The following is a 19,651-nucleotide window of genomic DNA, read 5'->3' on the forward strand; positions in this document are numbered from 1 at the left end:
GATGTAGTTCCTCCAACTGACACTGATGGTGATGGCATTCCAGATTCTTCAGATTCTTGTCCTACACAAGATGAAACGATAAACGGATTTGAAGATTCAGATGGTTGTCCAGATGTAGTTCCTCCAAAAGATACTGATAATGATGGAATTGATGATAAAATAGATCAATGTCCTACTCAAGCTGAAACATTTAACGGGATTGAAGATTCAGATGGTTGTCCAGATGTAACAGCACCTAAAGATACTGATAATGATGGAATTGATGATAAAATAGATCAATGTCCTACTCAAGCTGAAACATTTAACGGGATTGAAGATTCAGATGGTTGTCCAGATGTAGCTACACTTCAAGACTCTGATAAAGATGGAATTATCAATTCTGCAGATCTTTGTCCGCGTTCTCCTGAAACATTTAACGGATTTGAAGATTCAGACGGTTGTCCAGATAATTCACCTGTAATTGATACTGACGGTGATTTGATCATTGATACACTTGATCAATGTCCAACCCAATCTGAAACTGTTAATGGCTTTCAGGATTCAGATGGTTGTCCAGATGTAGCCCAACCAACTGACACTGATGGTGATGGCATTCCAGATTCTATTGATTCTTGTCCAACCCAATCTGAAACTGTTAATGGCTTTCAGGATTTAGATGGCTGTCCTGATATCATTCCAACAACTGATTCCACTCCAATTTCTGAATCTGAGGATGATAACTCTCTATTGCAATGGACTGCTGTAATAGCTTCTGTTATTACTGCTGTAGGTGCAATTGGAGCTGCAAAATTAAGAAAATCCTCTTAATTCCAAGTTTGTAATTAAACCAAACATTTAATGCCAAAAATTATTTTTATGATAATAATTGGTTTGCACGCCAACAATCCAGAAAGAATCATTCAAAAGTGGTTCTTTCTGGAATTTTAATGAGGTTTGAATTATTGTTATCTGAAGGATTATCTAATTTTTCTTTATACTCTATTGAAATTGGACAAATAGCATTTGTTACTGCTGTAATAGTACTGTCTGTATCTGTATGTGTTAAAATTATTAAAAATAAAAAAAACAAGAAAAAATCATATTAAATTCTCAATCAAAACATTTTTCTATAATTTTCTTAACTATTACTCTAAGTTATTATATTCAAACAAACTCTAAATGTTTATGCATATAGAATATGAGGAATTTGATTCAATTGAGGATATTTTCTTGTATATGGCAGCTGCTGCACCACCCATGAAAAATACTATGCCTATTAATTCCTATAAAGGATTTATCATGGCATTTATTCCACTTAGTCCTTCAAGCGGTGATTCATATCTTATGATTTATGCTAAAGGTGCTCTTGAAACAGGCATTTATGAATTTGATATTAATTCAAAATCTTTCAAAAAAGTAAATGCAATTGAAAGGGCAGATAAAAATTACTTTATTTCTTTAACCCCCAAAAGAAATACTATCGCAGATGAAGCAGTTAAAAATCTATAATTTTTTCGTTTGAATTTTTGGAGCCGTCACAGATCTACTTCTGGCATATTTATCAATAATTTCGTCTGGAGTTCTTCCATTGAATAGATCTTTACATAATCCTCTTAGATATCTCATTATTGCCCATGTACCTGCTTTTAGAATTCCATACATGAATACTTTCATTGGTGGACCATATGTCTTATTTCTAAGAATAATTGGAATGATGTCATTAATTACACGAAGATTGTTTTCCCAACATTTCCAAAATAATGTAAACTGGGCCTCATTCAAATTTCCAAAATGCATTGAGTTCTTTTCACTAAAGTCTTGATAAAGTAATGGTGCAACTAGTCCTCTGAAATTCATTTCTCTAAAGTCACTCATCATATCAATAGTGTATTGTACATCGTCTGGTGTTTCATCTGGCCATCCTATGATAATTGTCGCAGCTGGGAACCAATGATTGTCATTCAAAATTTTTGCTCCTTCTCTTACCACACTACCCCATTCTTCAGGAGCAAATGGTCTTGTTTTCACACCTAGATGTTTTTTTACCATGTTTGGTGCAACTGTCTCAATTCCCAAATTTGTTGCAAGCCATCTACCGGTTTCATCTTGTTTGTTAATCCTTGAAATTTGTCGCATTAGCTCTGGATCTGCAGCAACTGCTGAAAAAGTCATATGTGTAGTTCCTATAAAATTGGCTCCCAATCCTTTTAGTCCTTTCCAAAGTTCTGTTATGGCATCTCTATTTGGAATAAAGTCTCTATTATCGCATCCATAAAGTAACATCTCATCAGAATGGAGCCATACTGAATCAAATCCGTAATCTAAATTGATCTTTGCTTCATACTGTAATCTTTCTAATGGTAAATCTTTCTTTGATCTTTTATTTACATCACAAAAATCACACCCTCTACCGCATCCTCTCATTGCTTCAATGAGTGAATTTATTGTTGGCCCTTCAATAACTGGAATATTTTGTATATTTTTTACAAAACAATGCATTAATTCTGGTGCATCGCCTTTTTCTAAATCATGAAATAAATCCAAAGCTAATTCATCAGCTTCCCCTACGACTACAGTATCTATTCCGTGAATTTGCATTCTATCCGATTTTGCAAGTTCCCATGCACCGTTTCCACCAACTACCACATGAAAATCGTATTTCTTTTTTAATTGAATAATATTTGCACACATTTTTTTGAATTTCATAGCAACATAAGATAATTTTTCAGGTGACATTGTTGTTGTAACTGGTGCCATTCCCAAAGGATCCATCACATTGATTCCAACTACTTTGGTATCTGGTCCAATTGATTTTTCTAACATCTCTGGATTTGCAATAAAAACTTCATCGCGTTTGTATCCTTGAAGTAATGCACTTTCCACTCTTCTTAATCCAACTTGAGCAACTTTTGATTCTCCTGTAATTGGATCTGTTTCAACTGGAGGACAGAAAACTTTGTCAAACACCCATTCTGGAAGGACTTCATATGGTCCACAGGCAATAAATCCATAAAGAAAATTTCCTCTATAATTTGTCATTAAACTACGATCAGCAGTTAGAACAATTCGTTTTCCAGCCAATATTAACAAGATTCGTTCTAGTATGGTATATATCATTTACGAGGTAAATTTGCTAATAATTTTCTATAACCTCTCAATTAGTGTTGCTTTGTACTGATTTTTGTATTACTCTATTTGCTATATTTGCAGATATTGCACCAGCCGCAATACCGTTGTCTATATTGACCACTGATAATCCTAACGAACAACTTTGTAACATTGAAGCCAGCGCAGCTATGCCTTTTCCACCATATCCATATCCAACGGAAGTTGGTATTCCTATTACTGGAATATCTACCATTGATGAAACTAGAGTGGCTAATGCTCCTTCCATTCCTGCAACTACAATAATGCAATCAACTTCTTCATTTACCATTTCTTTTAAAATTGGAAATATTCTTTGAATTCCAGCAACCCCGACATCATAGCTCGTAATGCATTTACAATTCATTGCTTCACACATTAATCTAGCTTCTTCAGCAACTCCTATATCTGATGTTCCAGCTGCCAATATGCCTACTTTTCCGCCTTTGGATTTAATTTGTTTTTTAAAAAGTACTATAGTTGATGAATTTTTTCCAGTTTTAATTTTTATTTTTAATTTTTTTGCAAATGCTAAAATTTTTGAATAATCTTCTTTTTTGATTCTTGAAACTACCACTGAATTAGTTTTCTCTAATGTTTTTTGAATAATTTTTTCAATTTCATCTATTTTTTTACTTTCTGCAAAAATTACTTCTGGTATTCCTTTACGCTTTCTTCTATTAATATCAATTTTGGCAATACCTTCTATTTCCTCAATTGAATATAGTGATAATAGTTTTTTTGCTTTATCTAATGAAATTTTTCCTTTTTCCAATGATTTTAAAATTTCATGAATTTCCAATAATGTTTCATCTATGTTTGAATAAAAAAATGCTTAGATCTGTATGCCTGAAATTGCACTTTTAACATTTTGTATCCCTGCATCAAATGATTGTTTTTCTTCAGCATTTAGGTCAAGTTCAATTATTTTTTCAACACCTTTCTTGCCAATTACCGCAGGAACACCTATTGTGACATCTGAATGCCCATATTCCCCATCAAGATATGTTGCAACTGGTATCACTTGTTTTCTATCTCTAACAACAGATTCAATCATCGCCGAGATTGCATTACCGGGTGCATGGACAGTTGCGCCTTTTAACTCAATTACCTTAGCTGCAACCTGTTTTGTATTTTGTACAAGTTCATCTAGTTTTTGTTTTGGTAGAAACGAAGAAAGTGGAATTCCAGAAACCGATGAAAATCTTGGCAATGGTAACATATTTTCACCATGTTCTCCAATTACAAGTGCTCTAATAGAATCACGTGAATATCCTGTAGCTTCATGAATAAATTGTCTGAATCTCGATAAATCTAGCATTCCTCCCATTCCAAAAACTCTGCTTCTATCAAATCCTGATACCTTGTAAGTAATGTATGCCATTGGATCAAGTGGGTTTGTCACGGGAATTATCATGGAGTCATTTGCATATTTTTTGATATTTTCTACGACACTTTTTACAATAGTTGCATTAATTTTTAAAAGATCCATTCTTGTCATTCCTGGTTTTCTTCCAGAACCAGCAACAACGACTACTATCTTAGAACCTTTCATATCTTCAAAATTATTTGATCCTTTTACTTCTACATCTATTCCTTGTTCTGACAACATGTGATTGATATCCATTGCCTCTCCTTGCGGTAATCCTTCTGCCACGTCGAGTAAAAGTATTTGATCATCTAATCGCTTTAATGCTGAGAATAGCGCTGCATCTCCACCAACTTTTCCTGAACCAATTATTGTAATCATAAAAGGAGCAGAAAATTTTCAATAATTAAATCTAATGAAATTTAGCTCTGGTAAGAAAGTGGAGGTTACTCGTTAAAAATTCTAGATGGTAAGTTTCGGGGGTTGTAAATTCTAGTTTTTCTAGAAATGGAAATTTTTTATCTATTTAGACAGAATTTATATGCATTTTTGATAATTTTTAATCTATGGTTATTGTTATTGATCCTCAAATAGCAGGCATATCTGGAGATATGATTCTCTGTTCTTTAGTGGATTTAGGTGCAAATAAAACCAAAATTATCAATGGGCTTAAACAATCTGAAAAATTTCTTTCAAATTCAACTATCAAACAAATTGATTTTAAAAAAATAGATAAACATGGAATAGAATCCACTTCATTATTTTTAGAAATTGATGAACACGTTCATGAAAGAAAAGGTACTGAAATTAAAAAAGCAATTATGGATTCTGCAAATGAGATTGGTCTTTCTAACAAAGCAAAATTTTTTGCAGAATCATGCATTGATACATTAATTTCATCTGAATCTAAAATTCATGGACTTCCTTTTGAATCAGTTCATTTTCACGAAGCATCTAGTATTGATACTTTGATAGATATTGTTGGAACTGCAATAGCTATGGATGATTTAGCGTTATTTGATGAAGATATTATTTGCATGCCAATTGCTGTAGGTGGAGGAACTGTGACATTTTCTCATGGAACCATGTCAAACCCTGCAAGTGCAATTATTCAAATCTTGAAAAATTCTAAATTCTCAATTCATGGTGGCCAAGTAAAAGATGAATTAACTACTCCTACTGGTGCTAGCATTCTTGTACATCTAGCAAAAACATCAATGGATTTCTATCCTTCAATGGAAATAATCTCTGTTGGATATGGTGCAGGAAAAAAAGAATTTGATGAATTTTCTAATGTTTTAAAGATTGTAAAAGGTATTCAAAAAAATAACTTTCAATTGGATTCTGTTAAAATTTTAGAAACTAATGTTGATGACGTCTCTGGAGAAATCATGGGAAATTTAATTGAAAAAATTATGAATAAAGGTGCTAGAGATGTTTCCATTTACAATGGTATTACTAAAAAAGGAAGACCCACAAATCTCATATCTGTCATATGTGATGATTCATCACTTCATGAAATTATGGAACTTCTAGTAATTGAAACTGGAACTTTGGGAATTCGTGTAAGTACTTCAGATCGTTTTATTGTGCCAAGAAAAATTCATAATATTAAACTAATTTTTGATAATAATGAATTTTTAGTAAAATACAAGGTTTCATCTTTTAAAGGAAAAAATGATTTTAAAATTGAATTTGATGATTTAAAATTGATCTCAAATACCTTAAACAAATCAATAAAGGAAACAGAATCATTGATTAGAAAAGAGATTATGAAATTAAATGTTAATTATGACTAAACTTGATAATCTTATTGATTGGTTTGGAACAAAGAAAAAGGTAATGATAGCTCTTTCTGGTGGTGTAGATAGTGCGCTTGTCGCTTATGCTGCATTTCAAAAATTAGGTGCATCTGCAATTGCAGTTACTGCAGACTACAAAACCTTGTCAAAAGAAGAACTAGAAACCGCCAAACAGATTTGTTCAGAAATAGGAATCCAGCAAATTCTTTTAGACTACGATGAGCTCCAAAATGAAGAATTTGTAAAGAATTCTTCGGATCGTTGTTTTCATTGTAGATTGGAATTAGGTGATCATTTGGTTAATCTTGCCAAAAAACATGATGTTGAATTAATTGTTGATGGGACTAACTTAGATGATTTAGGAGAATATCGTCCAGGAATTGAAGCCTTAAAAAACAATGGCATTAGAAGTCCTTTAGTAGAAACCAATTTTACCAAAAATGAAATTCGAATAACTGCAAAACTTGTAGGATTGTCCGTATATGATAAACCATCAAATTCTTGTTTAGCCTCACGAATTCCTTGGGGCCAGAGAGTAACAAATGAAAAATTAATTAGAATTGAATTAGGTGAAACATTTGTTAAACAAATTACAAATGTAAGACAAGTTAGAGTACGAGATCTAAATGGTATTGCAAAAATCGAAGTGGAGAAAGATAAAATATTTCTTCTTCAAGGTGATGCTTTGGAAGAAATTACTAAAAAATTAACGTTGATAGGATTTCAATCCGTTAAAGTAGATCCTGATGGATATAGACCTGGAAAAATTAATGTGATTGCAGATTGATATATCTTGACAATGCAGCATCCACACAAATTCATGACGATGTTTTAGATGCAATGCTACCTTATCTTAAAGAACAATATGGTAATCCTTCATCAATACATCGATATGGTAGATTGGCTCATAAAGCTATAGAAAAAGCTAGAAAACAAATCGCATCCTTGATTAATGCAGACCCATCAGAAATTTTCCTTACATCTGGTGGCACTGAATCTAATAATATGGCACTTTGGGGAATTGCATCAAAAAAACCTTCTTCTAAAATAATTACTTCTTCAATTGAACACGACGCAATATTAGAACCATGTAAAAAATTAGTCAAAAGTGGATTTGATGTTCTTTATTTGCCTGTTGACAATCACGGTGTTGTAAATCTAGGTACACTAAAAAATTCTCTTTCAGACGATGTATGTCTTGTTTCAATAATGTTTGCTAATAATGAAATAGGAACGATTGAACCAATTGCAAAAATTGCTCAACTGTGTAATGAACAAAAAATTCTATTTCATACTGATGCTGTTCAGGCTGTAGGAAAAACTCTAATTGATGTAAAGCAATTAGGTATAGATTTACTTTCTATCTCATCTCATAAAATTAATGGACCTAAAGGTGTGGGTGCATTATACATCCGACATGGAATTGATTTAGATCCCCTAATTTTAGGTGGAGGTCAAGAACATGGTTTACGCTCAGGAACCGAAAATGTGGCAAATATTGTAGGGTTTGGAAGAGCATGTGAGATTGCTAAGCTCCATCTTGTTGAGAATATCTCCTACATGAAAAAACTTCGTGACATCCTTATTGCAAAAATCATCAATGAGATTCCATATGTTACACTTAATGGTGACATTGAAAATCGTTTACCAAATAATGCGCATTTTACTTTTCTTGGTGTTGCAGGTGAAGACTTGATTATAAAACTAGATGAGTATGGCATAGCCGCGTCTACTGGTTCTGCATGTTCAGTTCACACCCAAAAAGCATCTCATGTTTTACAAGCGATGGGTTTTTCACATGAACAAATTACTGGTTCATTAAGACTTTCTTTGGGTGTATTTAACAACGAACAACAAATAGATGAAACAGTAAATATCTTGAAAAAAGTAACTACTGAGTTACGTTCTGTTTCACCATTTAAAGAAAAATACTCTTTTTGATTAAATCCTAAATAGGAATCTGAAATCTATTTTTTGTAACCATTATTGTTGTTATGATTCCTATTGCTAGAATCATCACTGCAATTGTACCAAATTCTGGAATTATTGTAGTACCTATTATTTCGATATCTGAATCACCTTCTTCAAAATTAATTGTAATTATTCTTGAGTTTGTATTTGTTACAGTTTCTTGATACGGTACTTCTATACCATCTATTATTATTATGAATGTGTCATCTGTTTGATCTTGTTTTTTTGCATCAAATGCATCTCTTGGCATTTCTAAAGTAATAGATCCATCATTTTCAGATTCTATTATTACTATTAATGCAAAGATGTCTTTGTCTATGAGCATATTTTTTACGGTACCGCCATTTATAGAATAATTCACGTCAAATGTGCCATAACTGCCAGCATCCACTTCAAATATGTCAGTTGCAGTTACATCTGATTTTGGTGAAAAATTGAATTGAGTTTCTGCAACATTACCTTCACCAAATGACGCTCTTACAGTGTATTCTCCCGATTTAACCCAATATGGGCCCTCTGCAATGATTGTATATGAATAACTTCCGTCTTCTGCTACATTGAATTGTGCAACATCTACTAAATTACCTTGATTGAAAATTTGTAATGTGATAGGGGTGCCTACTATGATGGTACTTACGTTACCTGAAATTACTACTGTATCTCCTTCTTTATATGAATTAGAATTTGTTTTTATTGTGATTAAGGACTGAGCAAAAACTGGTAGTGTGATAATCATTCCTAAAATTAAAAATACAAAAATAATTTTAGTTTTCACAAAAATTATTGTTGTACGATTGTATATTTCCTTTACTATCCTAAAATGAAAAAATGAAAAAAGTTGTGAATTTAGTATCTTGGCATAATGCTTAGTTTTGACTTTGCAGATACTGCAATTATTGATATAATTGCTACTGCTAGAATCATCACTGCAATTGTGCCAAATTCTGGGATTACAAAGGTACCTATCACTTCAATTTTTTGAGCACCTGCTAAGAAGTTGATTGTGACTTGATTGCCACTGATTTCTACATCATCCCATTCTTCTCCATCTACAAGTACCATGAAGATACCATCAAGAATTGATTTGTCTGGGTTTAATGTGAGTGTTCCATCTTCACTTGCGTTAATTCTTATGATAATTGCATTATCATTAGAATTGATGCTTGCACCTGTTACCACTCCACCAGTAATAGTGTATGGTACACAATAATTGCCTTTTAGATAAATCTCTGAAGAGGCACAATTGTTTGAGCTACCTGAAGTTGCACCACTTAATTCAACAAGTGCTTTATTGCTTTTTGAAGCACTTCCATAGTTGACTTTAATGGTGTATGTACCATCGTGTTTCCATAATTCACCATCTGTATTGAGAATCGTCTTAAAACTACCGTCACTCTCAGGATTTATCTGAGCAATTGTAACGACAGAATTTAATGGATTCACAACAGTAACTGTTATTGGCATTCCAGAAACATTTGCTACTTTACCGTGTACTGTAATTTTATCACCATGCGAATAATCTGTATTATCTGTCCAAACAGACACAGGCATATCCATCAACAACATTTGTTGTGCTGCTTTTCTTCCAGCATCTGGTTCGTAACAACCTACACATGCTTGAGCATATGCTGATGATATGGTTAAAGTACCGACTGCAGTCAAAACGGCTAATAGCGCGAACGACGTACGGTTGTTCATCTTATTTGCAAAATGAATTTGTCTCTATTTATGTATATTTAAAAAATGAAAAAAGTTGTAAATTTAGTATCTTGGCATAATGCTTAGTTTTGACTTTGCAGATACTGCAATTATTGATATAATTGCTACTGCTAGAATCATCACTGCGATCGCACCAAATTCTGGGATTACAAGACCGTTTTCTATTCCTACTTCAATTGAAGATTTATCATTGCCTTGTTGAGCTACAATAGTATAATTGCCATCTTGTTTCCATAATGCACCTCCTGTTATGATCTCTTTAGTGAAGTGCCCATTTGCATTTAGATTTGGTGCAAATTGATCTACCACAATCACATTTCCATTTGGTGCTATTACTTTCAATGTAATTGAATTAGCGCTATCTGTAATGCCACTAATTTTGATTATGTTGGATCCTGCCATTGAATTTGCTTCTTTAATCACCAATGTTTTTCTTACTGTTGGGGTTGGTTCAACAAATCCTTTTTCTAAAGTAGATTGACTAACATTTGTTTCTGAGGTCATACCATTTATGACTTCTACACGAAGTGACATTTTATACAACGAACTTCCATGTGGGCTTTGTTCAGCTTTTATTGTATAGAATCCATTCTCCTTCCACATTGGAACTTTAAATTCTATAGCAAAATCACCATTTTTGTCAGGTGTTAATTGACCAATGCTGACTACATTTAGACTAGGAGAAATTACTGTAAATGTAATATCAGTAACAGATGATTTTGTATGTCCATTAATTGATATTGTGTCAGAACCTTCTGATGCTATAGCTGAAATTGACATTCCTGTAGTTTGAGCAAATGCATCTTGTTGAATTGAAGTTATTGAAATTATTGACAAAACCATTACGATTAATGTCATTGATGTTGCTGAACTTTTAAAATTCATTCTAAATTGAAAACGGTTACTTGGTATTTATATACATTTTTAAAAATGATTCTGTATTATTTCTAGGGTCGATCATAAGATCTTAAAAAGAGAAAAAAAGATGAATTTAGTATCTTGGCATAATGCTTAGTTTTGACTTTGCAGATACTGCAATTATTGATATAATTGCTACTGCTAGAATCATCACTGCGATTGTACCAAATTCTGGGACTACGGTAGTACCAATTATCTCGATTTCCTCAGCACCTGCTGGGAATAGAATTGTCAATGTTCTATCTGTAGAAGTTGTTGTTTCCTCAAAGTCTACTTCTTCTCCGTCTACTAAGACAAAGAATGTATCATCTTGATCACCCATCTTTGCATCAATCAAAGCTCTAGGCAATGTAATGACAAGTGAACCGTCTTGACTTGCGGTTATTGCAATTATCAAGGAGTTTGCTTCTACATCTGGAGTGATGCTGATTAGTTTACCACCAGTTATCTTGTAACTGACCATAAATTCAGTACCTTCTACTGCCATTTTGGTTTCTTTTGGTCCGCTATCGGATGAACCTGCAAATGAGAATGTGGTTTCAGCTGTACGAGTTTGGCTTCCATAAGTTACTTCAATTGTATAAGTTCCCCCTGATCTCATTAGTGGTCCACCTACAGTAAATTCAGTACTGTATTTTTTGTCTAAACCAACATCCAATTGATCAAGTATTACTCTATTTCCGTTGGGTGCTGTTACTATGAGACTAATAGGAGTTCCAGAAAGAAGTTCTCTTACTTCTCCAGTTACTAAGACTATATCACCATCTTCGTATGATGTTTTGTCTGTAGTGACCGAGATTGGATTTACTATTTGTCCAAATGCTGGTGCTATTCCAATACTTGCAATAATAATTGCAGATAAGGCTAACACCGATAGATGAGTATTCATCAATTTTACGCTCGAATTTATCCTATTTAAGGTTGTGAAAAATATTATTGACTAAAAAGAAAAAAGACTGATTTTTGCCGAATTTCAGATTAGATATATATTAACCTGAGCGTGACTTTTTTTCAGTTTGTGTGTATTGTTTGCTGTTACATTTAATGTTCGTCATGGAGGTTTTGTAGATGGCAACTAAGAAAAATCAGGTTTTAGTGCCTGACCATATTTATGTGCCAAAACATGAAATTATTTCAAAACAAGAAGCTGAAGATGTCCTAAAAAAATATAATTGTAAACCAACAGAATTACCATTGATTTTTGTAAACGATCCTGCCATATTGGGACTTGGTGTAAAACCAGGCGATATGATAAAAATCACAAGAAAGAGCCCTACTGCTGGTGAGAGCCTTTACTATAGATACGTGGTGGAAGTTTAATGGCAGATCCTTCAGTTAAGCGTTGGCCAATAATTCAAGATATCTTGAAACGTGAAGGTATTGCACGTCAACATCTCAACTCTTTTGATGAATTTTTAGAAAGAGGTCTTCAAAGTATTATCAACGAAGTAGGGCAAATTGAAATTGAAAATGCTGAATATCCCTACAAAATACAATTAGGTAAAGTCAAACTACAACAACCAAGAATGATGGAGCTTGACGGTTCTATCACTCATATCACTCCAGCAGAAGCTAGACTAAGAAATGTTTCATACTCTGCACCAGTAATGATGGAAGCAAGTGTTGTTGAAGATGGAAAAATCTTAGAATCTAGATTTGTCCATATTGGCGATGTACCTGTAATGGCAAAATCAAATGCTTGCATTTTACATAATTTTTCAACACAAAAATTAGTTGAACATGGTGAGGATCCAAATGATCCTGGAGGTTATTTTATTATCAATGGTTCTGAAAGAGTTATTGTAGGATTAGAAGATCTTTCATACAACAAAATAATCGTTGACAGAGAAAGTGTTGGTGGAAATACCGTTTTCAAAGCTAAAGTTTATTCTTCAATTGTTGGTTATCGTGCAAAACTAGAATTGGTAATGAAAAATGATGGTTTGATTGTAGCTAGAATTCCAGGTTCTCCTGTTGACATTCCTGTTGTTACATTAACTAGAGCACTTGGATTAGAATCTGATAGAGAGATTGCAGCTGCTGTTTCACTTGTTGATGAAATTCAAAATGAATTAGAAGGTTCATTTGAAAAAGCAGGTGATGTTCCAACAGCAAAAGATGCAATTGTTTACATCAGTAAAAGAATCGCTCCTGGAATGTTAGAAGAATTCCAAATCAAACGAGCAGAGACTCTTTTAGATTGGGGATTATTGCCACACTTAGGTAAACATCCTGAGAATAGAAAAGAAAAAGCACAATTTCTTGGCGAAGCTGCATGTAAATTATTAGAACTTAAGCTCGGATGGATCTCACCAGATGACAAAGATCACTATGGAAATAAAGTAATCAAATTTGCAGGACAAATGTTAGCTGATCTGTTTAGAACTGCATTTAGAAATTTGGTTCGAGACATGAAATATCAATTAGAAAGATCTGGTCAAAAAAGAGGTATTAATGCAGTAGCTGCAGCAATTCGTCCAGGTATCATCACAGATAAATTAAACAATGCAATTGCAACCGGAAACTGGGGCAGAGGACGTGTTGGTGTAACTCAATTACTGGATAGAACAAACTACCTTTCAACTATTAGTCATCTTAGAAGAATTCAATCTCCACTTAGTAGAACTCAACCAAACTTTGAGGCAAGAGATTTACACGCTACACACTTTGGAAGAATCTGTCCTAGTGAAACTCCTGAAGGTTCTAACTGTGGTCTGGTAAAGAACTTGGCACTTTCTGGAATTATATCTGTAAATGTTCCATCCGAAGAAATTGTTGAGAAATTATATGATCTTGGAACAATTCACTTCTTTGATGCAAAAGAAGATGTGAAAAAAGATGGAGCTAGAATATTTGTTGATGGTAGATTAATTGGTTATTACAAAGATGGTGCTGAATTAGCAGAATCGCTAAGAGAATTAAGAAGAAATTCAAAAATTCATCCTCATGTTGGAATATCATTTCATCAATCTGCCATTGAAGGTTCTACAAAACGACTTTATGTTAATTGCAATGCTGGACGTGTTTTACGTCCTTTGATAATTATCAAAGATAACAAGCCATTGCTCACACAAGATCTATTGGATAAAATCTCAAAGAAACTTCTTTCATGGACTGACCTGTTGCGAATGGGAGTCTTAGAAATGATTGATGCCAATGAAGAAGAAAATTGCTATATTACATTAGATGAAAAAGATTCAAAGAAACATACTCATCTTGAAGTATTTCCACCAGCAATTCTTGGTGCAGGTGCTTCGATAATCCCATATCCAGAACATAACCAATCTCCAAGAAATACATACGAATCTGCAATGGCAAAACAAAGTTTAGGATTTTCAACTCCAATGATGAATACCAGTACTTATGTCAGACAACATTTGATGTTGTATCCACAAACACCAATTGTTAATACTAAAGCAATGAAATTATTGGGATTAGAAGATAGACCAGCTGGACAAAACTGTGTTGTAGCAGTTTTGCCATTTGACGGTTATAATATTGAAGACGCAATTGTACTAAGTAGATCATCCGTTGACAGAGGTCTTGGAAGAACATTCTTCTTTAGAATTTATGATGCAGAAGCAAAACAATATCCTGGTGGAATGCGTGATGCTTTTGAAATTCCAAACGCTGAAGATAACATTCGTGGTTACAAAGGTGAAAAAGCTTATCGATTATTAGAAGAAGATGGAGTTGTTGCATCTGAATCTCCAGTTCATGGTGGCGATATTTTAATTGGAAAAACAAGTCCACCAAGATTCATGGAAGAATATAGAGAATTTGAATCATCTGGACCCTACAGACGAGATACCTCAATTGGTGTCAGACCATCTGAAACTGGCGTAGTTGATACTGTTGTAATGACACAATCTAACGAAGGTGGAAAGATGTACAAGATTAGAGTTAGAGATATGAGAATTCCTGAAATTGGTGACAAATTTGCATCAAGACATGGACAAAAAGGTGTTTTGGGAATTTTAGCAAAAGCTGAAGATTTGCCATATACTGCTGATGGAATTTCTCCAGATGTTTTGATTAATCCACACGCATTCCCATCAAGAATGACTGTAGGAATGTTCATGGAATCAATTTGTGGTAAGGCTGCAGCACTAAGAGGAAGTCAATTTGATGGCTCTGCATTTGTAGGAGAAAAAATGGATGAAGTTAAACCTGTAATGGATGCTGCTGGATTCAAATACTCTGGTAAAGAAACAATGTATGATGGAAGAACTGGTAAATCATTTCCAGTTGATGTTTTCATTGGAGTAGTATATTATCAAAAACTACACCACATGGTTGCTGATAAGATTCATGCAAGAGCACGTGGACAAGTTCAGATGTTAACTAAACAACCAACTGAAGGAAGAGCAAGAGGCGGTGGTCTGAGATTTGGTGAGATGGAAAGAGATTGCTTGATTGCATATGGAGCGTCAATGATTCTTAAAGATAGATTGCTTGATGAATCTGATAAATCTGATATTTTTGTCTGTGAGAGATGTGGATTAGTTGCATATCATGATGTTAAACAAAGAAAATACATCTGCAGAGTTTGTGGTGATAAAGCTAAAGTTTCATCAGTATCTGTTGCATATGCATTCAAACTTTTGTTACAAGAAATGCAAAGTTTGAATGTGGCCCCAAGATTACTCATTAAGGAGAAAGTATAATGTCGATTCAAGCAATTAAAACAATTGATGCAATTAGATTTTCAGTTTGGTCTCCAACTGAAATTAGAAAATATTCTGTAGCTGAAATTACAGCTCCTGAAACATATGATGAAGATGGAATGCCTGTACAAGGAGGCCTTATGGATGGTAGACTTGGTACACTTGAACCTGGACAGAAATGTCTAACATGTGGAAATACTGCTGCTAGATGCCCTGGTCACTTTGGTCATATTGAACTTGCAGAACCTGTTTTGCATATTGCATTTATTGATAATATTTACAAGCTATTACAATCAACTTGTCGTTCTTGTGCAAGACTCAAGGTCCCACAAGAAGATTTAGAAGAATTTAGAAAAATCAAAGAAAAACATGCTGCTTATACTGTAATTTCTGAAAAACGTATTCCAGAGCAAATTATTGAAAAAGCAAAAAAAGCAAAAGAATGTCCTCATTGTGGTAAAACACAATACGAGCTAATCTTTACAAAACCTACTATCTTTGTTGAAAAAACAGAGATTGGTGAACACAGATTATTACCAATTACAATTAGGGAAAGATTCACTCAAATTATTGATGATGATCTTAACTTATTATCGTATGATCCTGTGACTGCAAGACCTGAATGGTTTATTTTACAAGCACTACCTGTTCCACCCGTAACTGTAAGACCATCAATTATTCTTGAAACTGGAATTCGTTCTGAAGATGACTTAACACACAAGATGGTAGATATTATCAGAGTTAATCAAAGACTAAAAGAAAGTAAAGAAGCAGGAACACCTCCTTTAATTGTTCAAGATTTAGTAGACTTGTTACAATATCATACAACCACATATTTTGATAATGAAGTATCTGGCATCCCACAAGCTCATCATCGTTCAGGGCGTCCACTAAAAACATTAACTCAAAGATTAAAAGGAAAAGAAGGAAGATTCAGAGGTTCACTTTCTGGAAAGAGAGTAGATTTCTCTAGTAGAACTGTAATCTCACCTGACCCTAACTTAGATTTGTCTGAAGTAGGAGTTCCTGAACAAGTTGCAATGAAATTAACAATTCCTGAAATTGTTACTGAATGGAATATTGAAAGAATGAGAACACTTGTAATAAATGGACCAAACAAATTCCCGGGTGTTAACTATATCGTGAGACCAGATGGTGTTAAAATTAGATTAGATTTTGTTGAAGATCGTTCTACAATAGCTGAAACATTAGAAATTGGTTATCTTGTAGAAAGACATCTTGCTAATGGTGATATTGTCTTGTTTAACAGACAGCCTTCTCTTCACCAAATGTCAATTATGGCTCACTATGTGAGAGTATTACCAGGAAAAACTTTCAGATTACATCCATCTGTTTGTCCTCCATACAACGCAGATTTTGATGGTGATGAGATGAATCTTCACGTTCCTCAAAGTGAAGAAGCAAGAGCAGAAGCAATTCTCTTAATGAGAGTTCAAGATCAATTAATTTCACCAAGATATGGTGGTCCAATTATTGGAGCTCTAAGAGATTTTGTTACTGGTGCTTATCTTTTGACTAAAGATGATACTATTTTGACTCCACAAGAATTTTACAATTACGCAATGCTTGGTGGATATACAGATAAACTTCCAAAACCTGCAACAAAAACTAAAGACGGTTTGATGTATACTGGTAAACAATTATTCTCATTATTCTTACCAAAAGATTTCAACTATGTCATTACATCAAAGTGGTCCAAAGGAACAAAAGGCGCACAAAAGGATGTTGTAATTAAAAACGGTGAATTACTTAGTGGCGTAATTGATAAATCTTCAATTGGTGCAGAAGAACCAGAAAGTGTGTTGCATAGAATTGCAAAAGACTATGGTAACACAAAGGCAAAGAACTTTTTGAATTCTATCCTAATTATGGTAAAACAATACATTACTCACTATGGATTTAGCTATGGTTACGCAGATCTTGAAGTACCTGAAAAAGAGAAACAGCAGATTCTTGATGACATTCAGGAAACATATGGTATCATATCTGATCTTACTTCTCAATATGAAAAAGGAACTCTAAAGCTTACTAGAGGAATGAGACCTGAGGAAGCACTAGAAGCATACATTGTAAATGAGTTAGGAAAAGCAAGAGACAAAGCTGGTATGACTGCAGATCAATCCCTTGATCAAAGTAATGCTGGAAGAATTATGGCTACAACTGGTGCAAGAGGTTCAGCACTTAACATCGGTCAGATGGCAGGTGCATTAGGACAACAATCAAGAAGAGGAAGTAGATTACATGCTGGTTACAATAATCGTGCATTACCGCACTATCAAGAACATGATAAAAATCCTGACGCACATGGTTTTGTTAAATCAAATTACAGAGAAGGACTTTCTGCACTTGAATTCTTCTTCCATGCAATGGGAGGTAGAGAAGGTCTTGTAGATACTGCAGTTAGAACACAACAAAGTGGATACATGCAGCGTAGACTTATCAACGCGTTAGAGCACATTAGATTAGAATATGATGGAACTGTAAGAGATCCACACGGTCACATCATTCAATTCCTTTATGGTGAAGATGGAATAGATGTTGCAAAAAGTGATCATGGTGAAGCATTCAATGTTAATAGATTAATCGAATCACAAATCATTGTTGATTCTGGAAAGAAGGCAACAAAAGAAGAAATTACTGAATTAACAAAGAAATACACAAAGACATTCAATCCTAGATTAAAGGAACTTGTATCTGAAGGATTACTTGATTCAAAATTAAGTAAGGAAGGTGCAGAAATTGTTTGTAAGAAAGGTCTATCATTATACAACAAAGCCAAAGTTGAACCAGGACAAGCAGTAGGAATTATCACTGCACAATCCATTGGTGAACCTGGTACTCAGATGACTCTAAGAACATTCCACTTTGCAGGAATTGCAGAAAGAAACGTAACTTTAGGTCTTCCAAGATTAATTGAACTTGTTGATGCAAGAAAGAAACCTGTCACACCAACTATGGATATTTATCTTGATAATGAATCTAAAAAATCAAGAGAAAAAGCAATCGATATAGCAAGAAATGTTTTGCAAACTAAAGTAAGTGCATTAATCTCTGACAGTGAAACTGATTACACATCTCAAATTAAATTAATTCTTAGTGCAAACAGACTCAAAGAAAGAGGATGTACTGTTAGTGAAGTAGAGGCAGCATTACAATCAAACAAAAAATTCAAAATAGAAACAACTGGGGACCTAATAACTCTAAAACTAGTCGATGAATCTGATGCTCCAACTGTTATTGCAATTAGAAACAAAATACTCAATACTACTGTAAAGGGAGTCCCAGATATTGAACGTGTAACTCTAGTTCAAAAAGACGATGAGTGGGTAATTCAAACAACTGGTTCAAACATTGCCAAAGTCCTTGAAGTTCAAGGAATAGATAAGAAAAACGTTAGAACAAACAATGTGTTTGAAATTGCTGGTACATTAGGAATAGAGGCATCTAGAAATGCTCTGATAAATGAGCTGAAAAATACTCTGGAAGATCAAGGTCTGGAAGTAGATAATAGGTATATCATGTTAGTATCTGATTTAATGTGCTCAAGAGGATACATGCAACAAATTGGTAGACATGGAATTGCTGGTACTAAAGATAGTGTTCTTGCAAGAGCCGCATTTGAAATTACAGTTCCAACAATTGCACATGCTGCATTAGCTGGTGAAGTTGAACAACTCAAGGGTATTACTGAAAACGTAATCGTTGGTAGTATGATTCCAATTGGAAGTGGAACCGTAGACCTTTACATGCAAGTAAGTAAGAAGAAATGAGGATAATAAAAAATAGTGATTAAGATGGGCGATGAAATTTCTAATTTAATGAGCAATAACAAGGATAAAGTCATTTTATTGCGATTAAGAAACAACAAATCTGTTAGGGGAAATTTGCAAGACTTTGATGTTCATATGAATTTGACATTAGATGATGCTGAAGATATCTCCGATGGAAAAACTGTAAAACTCGGAAAGATACTTTTACGTGGAGATAATATTTTGGCAGTATCACTACCAGATGAAGAATCTTAGCTCAAAAATACAGTTCATTCTTAAATATTAAATTCA

Annotated in this window: 17 protein-coding genes; 10 read left to right on the top strand and 7 right to left on the bottom strand. The window is 33.9% G+C overall.

Annotated elements, in window-relative coordinates; translation table 11 throughout:
- From K5782_RS07270 to K5782_RS07280, 3 genes are all read left to right on the top strand, one after another.
- Positions 1 to 807 (top strand): thrombospondin type 3 repeat-containing protein (locus K5782_RS07270; RefSeq protein WP_297465344.1); only part of this gene is annotated, 807 nt, incomplete at its 5' end.
- 119 nt (positions 808 to 926) lie between these two features.
- Entirely contained in the window at positions 927 to 1,085 is a 159-nt protein-coding gene (locus tag K5782_RS07275; protein ID WP_297465345.1) for a hypothetical protein, read from the top strand.
- 79 nt (positions 1,086 to 1,164) lie between these two features.
- The gene (locus K5782_RS07280) at positions 1,165 to 1,488 is read left to right on the top strand and encodes a hypothetical protein (RefSeq protein WP_297465346.1); all 324 of its coding nucleotides are present in this window, start codon (positions 1,165 to 1,167) and stop codon (positions 1,486 to 1,488) included.
- Here K5782_RS07280 and K5782_RS07285 read toward each other — a convergent pair.
- The 3 genes from K5782_RS07285 to K5782_RS07295 all read right to left on the bottom strand — a co-directional run bounded on the left by K5782_RS07285 (position 1,483) and on the right by K5782_RS07295 (position 4,873).
- Positions 1,483 to 3,060, bottom strand: coding sequence for a radical SAM protein (locus K5782_RS07285; RefSeq protein WP_297465347.1), 1,578 nt, complete (start codon positions 3,058 to 3,060; stop codon positions 1,483 to 1,485). The two genes, K5782_RS07280 and K5782_RS07285, sit on opposite strands and share 6 nt — an antisense overlap.
- Positions 3,061 to 3,133: 73 nt before the next feature.
- Complete coding sequence (gene larB / locus K5782_RS07290; protein ID WP_297465348.1) at positions 3,134 to 3,925, bottom strand: nickel pincer cofactor biosynthesis protein LarB; 792 nt, start codon at positions 3,923 to 3,925, stop codon at positions 3,134 to 3,136.
- A gap of 33 nt (positions 3,926 to 3,958) precedes the next feature.
- On the bottom strand, positions 3,959 to 4,873 hold the full coding sequence (locus tag K5782_RS07295; protein WP_297465350.1) for a malate dehydrogenase: 915 nt from the start codon (positions 4,871 to 4,873) through the stop codon (positions 3,959 to 3,961).
- A gap of 185 nt (positions 4,874 to 5,058) precedes the next feature.
- On the opposite strand from K5782_RS07295, the gene larC reads away from it, so the two are divergent.
- Genes larC through K5782_RS07310 form a run of 3 tightly spaced genes read left to right on the top strand, consistent with a single transcriptional unit; the run spans position 5,059 to position 8,235 of the window.
- Positions 5,059 to 6,291: a nickel pincer cofactor biosynthesis protein LarC gene (gene larC, locus K5782_RS07300; protein ID WP_297465352.1), complete on the top strand. Its 1,233-nt coding sequence runs from the start codon at positions 5,059 to 5,061 to the stop codon at positions 6,289 to 6,291.
- Positions 6,284 to 7,081 carry an ATP-dependent sacrificial sulfur transferase LarE gene (larE, locus tag K5782_RS07305; protein WP_297465636.1) on the top strand — a complete coding sequence of 266 codons (798 nt, stop codon included), beginning with the start codon at positions 6,284 to 6,286 and terminating at the stop codon, positions 7,079 to 7,081. Before larC ends, larE begins: the two co-directional genes overlap by 8 nt.
- Positions 7,078 to 8,235, top strand: a complete 1,158-nt coding sequence (locus K5782_RS07310; RefSeq protein ID WP_297465354.1) for a cysteine desulfurase family protein — start codon at positions 7,078 to 7,080, stop codon at positions 8,233 to 8,235. Before larE ends, K5782_RS07310 begins: the two co-directional genes overlap by 4 nt.
- 7 nt (positions 8,236 to 8,242) lie before the next feature.
- On the opposite strand, the gene K5782_RS07315 is transcribed toward K5782_RS07310, so the two are convergent.
- From K5782_RS07315 to K5782_RS07330, 4 genes are all read right to left on the bottom strand, one after another.
- Positions 8,243 to 9,040 carry a PEFG-CTERM sorting domain-containing protein gene (locus K5782_RS07315; RefSeq protein ID WP_297465356.1) on the bottom strand — a complete coding sequence of 266 codons (798 nt, stop codon included), beginning with the start codon at positions 9,038 to 9,040 and terminating at the stop codon, positions 8,243 to 8,245.
- A 71-nt stretch (positions 9,041 to 9,111) separates the two neighbouring features.
- Positions 9,112 to 9,963 carry a PEFG-CTERM sorting domain-containing protein gene (locus K5782_RS07320; RefSeq protein ID WP_297465357.1) on the bottom strand — a complete coding sequence of 284 codons (852 nt, stop codon included), beginning with the start codon at positions 9,961 to 9,963 and terminating at the stop codon, positions 9,112 to 9,114.
- A 63-nt stretch (positions 9,964 to 10,026) separates the two neighbouring features.
- Positions 10,027 to 10,869, bottom strand: coding sequence for a PEFG-CTERM sorting domain-containing protein (locus K5782_RS07325; RefSeq protein ID WP_297465359.1), 843 nt, complete (start codon positions 10,867 to 10,869; stop codon positions 10,027 to 10,029).
- 106 nt (positions 10,870 to 10,975) lie between these two features.
- Positions 10,976 to 11,791, bottom strand: a complete 816-nt coding sequence (locus K5782_RS07330; protein ID WP_297465362.1) for a PEFG-CTERM sorting domain-containing protein — start codon at positions 11,789 to 11,791, stop codon at positions 10,976 to 10,978.
- Positions 11,792 to 11,970: 179 nt separating this feature from the next.
- On the opposite strand from K5782_RS07330, the gene K5782_RS07335 reads away from it, so the two are divergent.
- The 4 genes from K5782_RS07335 to K5782_RS07350 are packed head-to-tail and all read left to right on the top strand — an operon-like array spanning position 11,971 to position 19,615.
- On the top strand, positions 11,971 to 12,222 hold the full coding sequence (locus tag K5782_RS07335; protein WP_007549733.1) for a DNA-directed RNA polymerase subunit H: 252 nt from the start codon (positions 11,971 to 11,973) through the stop codon (positions 12,220 to 12,222).
- The gene (locus K5782_RS07340) at positions 12,222 to 15,569 is read left to right on the top strand and encodes a DNA-directed RNA polymerase subunit B (protein ID WP_007549735.1); all 3,348 of its coding nucleotides are present in this window, start codon (positions 12,222 to 12,224) and stop codon (positions 15,567 to 15,569) included. Before K5782_RS07335 ends, K5782_RS07340 begins: the two co-directional genes overlap by 1 nt.
- Positions 15,569 to 19,360, top strand: coding sequence for a DNA-directed RNA polymerase subunit A' (locus tag K5782_RS07345; RefSeq protein WP_297465366.1), 3,792 nt, complete (start codon positions 15,569 to 15,571; stop codon positions 19,358 to 19,360). The genes K5782_RS07340 and K5782_RS07345 overlap by 1 nt, the downstream gene beginning before the upstream one ends.
- A gap of 24 nt (positions 19,361 to 19,384) precedes the next feature.
- Entirely contained in the window at positions 19,385 to 19,615 is a 231-nt protein-coding gene (locus tag K5782_RS07350) for an LSM domain-containing protein (RefSeq protein WP_297465368.1), read from the top strand.
- Positions 19,616 to 19,651 lie beyond the last annotated feature (36 nt).

Origin of the sequence: Nitrosarchaeum sp., assembly GCF_025699065.1 — an archaeon.
Taxonomy (GTDB): Archaea; Thermoproteota; Nitrososphaeria; order Nitrososphaerales; family Nitrosopumilaceae; genus Nitrosarchaeum.

Excerpts from the sequence above, each read along its gene's own strand:
- K5782_RS07335 (WP_007549733.1), top strand. The coding sequence starts at position 11,971 with ATGGCAACTAAGAAAAATCAGGTTTTAGTGCCTGACCATATTTATGTG.
- K5782_RS07320 (WP_297465357.1), bottom strand. The coding sequence starts at position 9,963 with ATGAACAACCGTACGTCGTTCGCGCTATTAGCCGTTTTGACTGCAGTC.
- larC (WP_297465352.1), top strand. The coding sequence starts at position 5,059 with ATGGTTATTGTTATTGATCCTCAAATAGCAGGCATATCTGGAGATATG.
- K5782_RS07275 (WP_297465345.1), top strand. The coding sequence starts at position 927 with ATGAGGTTTGAATTATTGTTATCTGAAGGATTATCTAATTTTTCTTTA.
- K5782_RS07325 (WP_297465359.1), bottom strand. The coding sequence starts at position 10,869 with ATGAATTTTAAAAGTTCAGCAACATCAATGACATTAATCGTAATGGTT.
- K5782_RS07345 (WP_297465366.1), top strand. The coding sequence starts at position 15,569 with ATGTCGATTCAAGCAATTAAAACAATTGATGCAATTAGATTTTCAGTT.
- larE (WP_297465636.1), top strand. The coding sequence starts at position 6,284 with ATGACTAAACTTGATAATCTTATTGATTGGTTTGGAACAAAGAAAAAG.
- K5782_RS07280 (WP_297465346.1), top strand. The coding sequence starts at position 1,165 with ATGCATATAGAATATGAGGAATTTGATTCAATTGAGGATATTTTCTTG.
- K5782_RS07340 (WP_007549735.1), top strand. The coding sequence starts at position 12,222 with ATGGCAGATCCTTCAGTTAAGCGTTGGCCAATAATTCAAGATATCTTG.
- K5782_RS07330 (WP_297465362.1), bottom strand. The coding sequence starts at position 11,791 with ATGAATACTCATCTATCGGTGTTAGCCTTATCTGCAATTATTATTGCA.
- K5782_RS07295 (WP_297465350.1), bottom strand. The coding sequence starts at position 4,873 with ATGATTACAATAATTGGTTCAGGAAAAGTTGGTGGAGATGCAGCGCTA.
- K5782_RS07350 (WP_297465368.1), top strand. The coding sequence starts at position 19,385 with ATGGGCGATGAAATTTCTAATTTAATGAGCAATAACAAGGATAAAGTC.